A 1,136-nucleotide genomic window follows, 5' to 3' on the forward strand; every position below is an offset into this window, starting at 1 on the left:
AGATAAAGGACTCGTTTGAGCGATCGAAGCTAAATATCGCGCCGCCGCGCACGAAGGCGACGTCGACGAATACCATGGCTTTGAGCGAGTTTGGTTGGATGTAGTGGAGTTTGATGGTTTTATACTCGGCGAAGTTTAAATTTACGTTTTTTAGCTCGTACCTCTGGCAGAGTTTTTTTATAAATTTGACGAAATATTTGCGCTGAACCTTCTCGTTTTCGTCGTAAAACGACATCACTTTGCCTTTTTGCCCCAGCGTCTTGGCGAAGTTTCGCTTGATGAGCGCTTGCAGCTCGAAAAACAGATCGGCGTCTGATGTTTCTATGCTTAGAGATTCTAGATTCTGACTTACTTTTATCAAATTTTGCCTTTATAAAACGCATTTGAGAGCATTTTTTATTCCGCTTTTTTCCACACGGGCGTTTCGTCTAGCGGGACGTATTCGCACAGGCGCTCGTAGGGCTTGTAGTCGGCCTTGTAGGCTAGGCTAGGGCAGTCTTTGACGTAGTAGCCTAGATATATCCAGTGTAAATTTAGCTGCCTAGCCAGTAAAATTTGCTGATAGAGCGAGTATCTGCCGATGCTAAGATCCGCAAAATCAGGGTCGTAATAGCAATAAACCGCCGAGATGCCGTCGCTAAGGATATCGACTAGATCGACGCCGATGAGCCTGCCACCTGCAAAATACGCAATTTCCTTGCCAAACTCCGCATGCCCCGCGACGTAGAGCTCGTAGTAGCGGCGGAAATCCAGCTCGTAGTACTTCCACTCGCGCTTTTCTTGCATAAATTTATGATACTTTTTGTATAGCGCCACGTGCGCGTCGTCTAGGAGCGGTTTTGTTAGGATGATTTTGGTGTTTTCGTTTTTGCGCATCGTGCGGCGGGCGGATTTATTAAATTTAAAATTTAGCGCATCGACTCTGATATTTACGCACTCGCGGCACCCTGCGCAGTTTGGCTTAGAGAAATATTTGCCAAAGCGCCTAAAGCCGCGCCTGGCTAGAGCGTCGTTTACGGCAAAGTCGCAACCGTCTATGTAGCGATACTCCATGCGCGAGTCCCTGTCCTTGAGGTAGGGGCAGGGGCTAGGCAGGGTGGAAAACGGCACGACTAGCACTTTTTGATATCCGCGTC

1 protein-coding gene and 1 pseudogene are annotated in these 1,136 nt (G+C 47.9%); both read right to left on the bottom strand.

Translation table 11 applies throughout. The annotated features are described in order from the left end of the window. Nucleotides 1–361 (bottom strand): annotated as a pseudogene (locus tag Q0200_RS03965) (adenylosuccinate lyase); the annotation flags it as partial. A 35-nt stretch (nt 362–396) separates the two neighbouring features. Continuing rightward, nucleotides 397–1,119, bottom strand: a complete 723-nt coding sequence (locus Q0200_RS03970) for an arginyltransferase (protein ID WP_297938012.1) — start codon at nt 1,117–1,119, stop codon at nt 397–399. Between the last annotated feature and the right edge of the window lie 17 nt (nt 1,120–1,136).

The organism is uncultured Campylobacter sp. (genome assembly GCF_938045225.1).
In the GTDB taxonomy this organism is placed as follows: Bacteria; Campylobacterota; Campylobacteria; order Campylobacterales; family Campylobacteraceae; genus Campylobacter_A.